Source organism: Streptomyces flavofungini (assembly GCF_041028215.1).
Lineage (GTDB): Bacteria > Actinomycetota > Actinomycetes > Streptomycetales > Streptomycetaceae > Streptomyces > Streptomyces flavofungini_B.
Genome location: NZ_JASKYR010000745.1, coordinates 1 through 3,305, shown reverse-complemented (window position 1 = coordinate 3,305; position 3,305 = coordinate 1). Strand labels below are relative to the sequence as shown.

Annotated in this window: 3 protein-coding genes, 1 tRNA gene and 1 pseudogene; 3 read left to right on the top strand and 2 right to left on the bottom strand. The window is 69.9% G+C overall.

Annotated elements, in window-relative coordinates:
* The 3 genes and pseudogenes from AB8Z36_RS33655 to AB8Z36_RS33645 form a co-directional block, all read left to right on the top strand.
* Nucleotides 1-99: pseudogene (locus AB8Z36_RS33655) on the top strand (dihydrodipicolinate synthase family protein); the annotation flags it as partial.
* Between the two features lie 27 nt (nt 100-126).
* Entirely contained in the window at nt 127-1,131 is a 1,005-nt protein-coding gene (locus AB8Z36_RS33650) for a proline racemase family protein (protein WP_369217179.1), read from the top strand.
* Nucleotides 1,132-1,256: 125 nt separating this feature from the next.
* On the top strand, nt 1,257-1,928 hold the full coding sequence (locus AB8Z36_RS33645; RefSeq protein ID WP_369217178.1) for a GntR family transcriptional regulator: 672 nt from the start codon (nt 1,257-1,259) through the stop codon (nt 1,926-1,928).
* A gap of 43 nt (nt 1,929-1,971) precedes the next feature.
* Here AB8Z36_RS33645 and AB8Z36_RS33640 read toward each other — a convergent pair.
* Nucleotides 1,972-2,059, bottom strand: a tRNA-Leu gene (locus AB8Z36_RS33640).
* 174 nt (nt 2,060-2,233) lie between these two features.
* Nucleotides 2,234-3,286 (bottom strand): sugar phosphate isomerase/epimerase family protein, encoded by a 1,053-nt coding sequence (locus AB8Z36_RS33635; protein ID WP_369217180.1) that lies wholly within the window; start codon nt 3,284-3,286, stop codon nt 2,234-2,236.
* Nucleotides 3,287-3,305: the final 19 nt, after the last annotated feature.

Sequence of the window (3,305 nt, the reverse complement as noted above, 5' to 3'; positions counted from 1 at the left end):
GGCGGCCCCACCCGACCCCCACGCCTCCCGCTCACCGGAACCACGGAGGCACGCGTACGGGCAGCCACCGAGAAGGCCCTGGCAGCAGGCCACCACTGAGTCACCCCCCTGCGCGAAGGGAGCTTCATGCGTACACGTCACGTCTTCCACGCCGTCGACTCGCACACCGAGGGGATGCCCACGCGAGTGATCACGGGTGGCGCGGGGGTGATCCCCGGCGCCACCATGGCCGAGCGCAGGCTGCACTTCATCGAGCACATGGACGACGTGCGCACCCTCCTGATGCACGAGCCGCGCGGCCACTCCGCCATGAGCGGCGCGATCCTCCAGCCGCCGACCCGCCCCGACGCCGACTACGGCGTCCTCTACATCGAGGTGTCCGGCGTGCTGCCCATGTGCGGGCACGGCACGATCGGCGTGGCCACGGTCCTGGTGGAGACCGGCATGGTCCCGGTCACCGAGCCCGTCACGACGGTCCGCCTCGACACTCCGGCGGGCCTGATCCGGGTCGACGTGAGCGTCACCGACGGCGCGGCGACCTCGGCCACGCTCACGAACGTCCCCGCGTTCTGCGTGGGCCTCGACCGCAAGGCCGAGGTGCCAGGCCACGGCACGGTCACGTACGACCTGGCCTTCGGCGGCAACTTCTACGCCTTCGTGCACCTCGACGCCCTCGGACTGCCCTTCGACCGCGCGCACAAGGACGACCTGCTGACGGCGGGTCTCGCGATCATGGCGGCGATCAACGCCTCACCGGACCGCCCGGTCCACCCCGAACAGCCCGACATCGCGGGCCTGAAGCACGTCTATCTGATCGCGCCCGGCTCGGACGCCCGCCGTTCCCGGCACGCGATGGCGATCCACCCCGGCTGGTTCGACCGCTCCCCCTGCGGCACGGGCACCTCGGCCCGCATGGCACAACTGCACGCCCGCGGCGAACTGCCGCTGGAGCGGGACTTCGTGAACGAGTCCTTCATCGGTACGGAGTTCACCGGCCGCCTGATCGGCAGCACCGAGGTGGCGGGCCTGCCCGCGGTCGTACCCCGGATCACCGGACGCGCCTGGATCACCGGCACGGCCCAGTACTTCCTCGACCCCGACGACCCCTTCCCCGCGGGCTTCGCCCTCTGAGCCCCACGGGCTTCACCCCCTGAGTCCCGCGGGCATGCCCGTAGCGCCGCCCCAACTGGCAACGTGACATTGTACTTTGGTGATCCGCGCGGGCGCGGTGATGATCCGGAGGGGACGGGGACACCATGGGCCACCTGAAGCAGAAGAACCTGATCACCGCCAGGGAGCGGCTGCGCGATCAGGTCGCCCATGCCCTGCGGGCCGCCCTGATCTCCGGCGAGCTGCGCCCCGGCGAGATCTACTCCGCGCCCGGCCTCGCGGAGGACTTCGGCATCTCGGCGACGCCCGTGCGCGAGGCGATGCTCGACCTGGCCCGAGAAGGCCTCGTCGAGCCGGTCCGCAACAAGGGCTTCCGGGTCACGGAGGTCAATGAGCGCGACCTCGACCAGTACACGGAGATCCGTCTGCTGATCGAGGTGCCCATGATCGGCCGCATCACCCGCAGCGCGGCCCGCGCGGACCTGGAGGTGCTGCGCCCGACCGCCGAAGAGATCGTCCGGGCCGCCCGCGAGCACGACCTCATCGCCTATCTGGAGGCCGACCGCCGCTTCCACCTCTCACTCCTCGCCCTCTCGGGCAACGACCGCCTGGTCGAAACGGTCGGCGACCTCCGCAAGCGCTCCCGCCTCTACGGCCTGACGACCCTCGACGAACGCGACCAGCTCACCCCGTCCGCCGAGGAGCACATAGAACTCCTCGACCTGATGCTGGCGGGCGACGCCGAGGCGGCCGAACAGTGCATGGCGCGACACCTCGGTCACGTGCGGTCACTGTGGGCGGAGAGTGACGAGGCGTAAACGCAGAAGACCCCTGCATCGCAGGGGTCCTATGTGTTCCAACTGGTGTCCGAGGGGGGACTTGAACCCCCACGCCCGATAAAGGGCACTAGCACCTCAAGCTAGCGCGTCTGCCATTCCGCCACCCGGACTAGGTGTCTGCCGCCTGGCGGGGGTGTTCCCCGCGGCGACATGGACAACAATACCAAGGTTTCGGAGTGCCTTTCACCTGCGTATCCGTACGGCGGTCGGCGGGCACGCGGCAGGCGCACGGAGGGGCCCGTCCCGCGAGATCGCGGCGCGGGCCCCTCCGCTCCCGCGGGGGGTCAGTCCCCGCAGCGTCCGGAGCGTAGGGAGTGCAGGTGCTCACTGGACTTGCGGGCGAAGGCGAGGGAGTCGACCGGGTTGTCGTGTTCGGTCTGCCAGTGGTGGTAGCGCCGCCCCTGGTGGGTGCGTGCCGTCACCTTGGACAGGAACGTCCTGTAGTCGATGTCGCCGTCCCCGACGTCACTCATGCGGTAACCGTCCGTGGTCGCCTCGTCGCGGACGCCGTCCTTGACGTGGAAGAGCGGGTAGCGGTGCGGGTGCTTCAGCACGTAGTCGAGGGGTTCCAGGCGGGCGGGCCTGCCGTCGGGCCGCTTACTGAAGCGGAACTGGGCGCAGAAGGCCCAGTAGATGTCCATCTCCAGGTATACGGAGTCGGGGTCGGTCTCGGCGAGCAGTACGTCGTAGAGGCGGACGTCCGGCTTGTCCGTGGCGAAGGAGAATTCCTCGGCGTGGTTGTGCTGGTAGAACTTCATGCCCCGCTTTCGGGCCGCCTCGCCGTAGGTGTTGAAGTCCTCGGCGGCGCGCTTCCAGCCGTCCACGGTCGATCCGTAGCGGAAGGGCCCCGACGCGGTCCCGATGTGCTTGAGGCCGAGCGCCTCGGCGTCGTCGAGGACCTTGGTGAGGTTCTGGGCGAACGTGTAGGCGTTGGGGTTGTTGTTGTCGTAGTAGCCCACGTGCGACCCGATGGGGTTCAGTCCGTGGTCGCGGGCCAGCGCCTTGAGCCGGGCGAGGGTGATGGCGCCCGCCGAACCCTGGGTGTAGCCCGCGAACTCGATCTCGTCGTAGCCGTACTTCTCCAGCTCGGCGAAGACGGGGGCGAAGCCGAGCGTCGAGATCTTGTCGCGGAGGCTGTAGAGCTGGATGCCGAGCCGTCCGGGCGGCAGTACGGGACCGCCTCGGCCCTTCTTCCCGCCCTTCTCCCCCGCGATGGCCGGGGCGGCGGCGCCGCCGACGAGGGCGGCGGCGGTGGCGCCCGCCGCGACACCGAGCACGCCGCGTCGGCTGAGTCTGTGGGCGAGCTCGGGATCGGCGGACGTCGTCTTGCGGTTCATGCGGTTCTCCTCGGCCGAG

Coding starts and splice junctions, on each gene's coding strand:
- AB8Z36_RS33650 (WP_369217179.1), top strand. CDS start 127: ATGCGTACACGTCACGTCTTCCACGCCGTCGACTCGCACACCGAGGGG.
- AB8Z36_RS33635 (WP_369217180.1), bottom strand. CDS start 3,286: ATGAACCGCAAGACGACGTCCGCCGATCCCGAGCTCGCCCACAGACTC.
- AB8Z36_RS33645 (WP_369217178.1), top strand. CDS start 1,257: ATGGGCCACCTGAAGCAGAAGAACCTGATCACCGCCAGGGAGCGGCTG.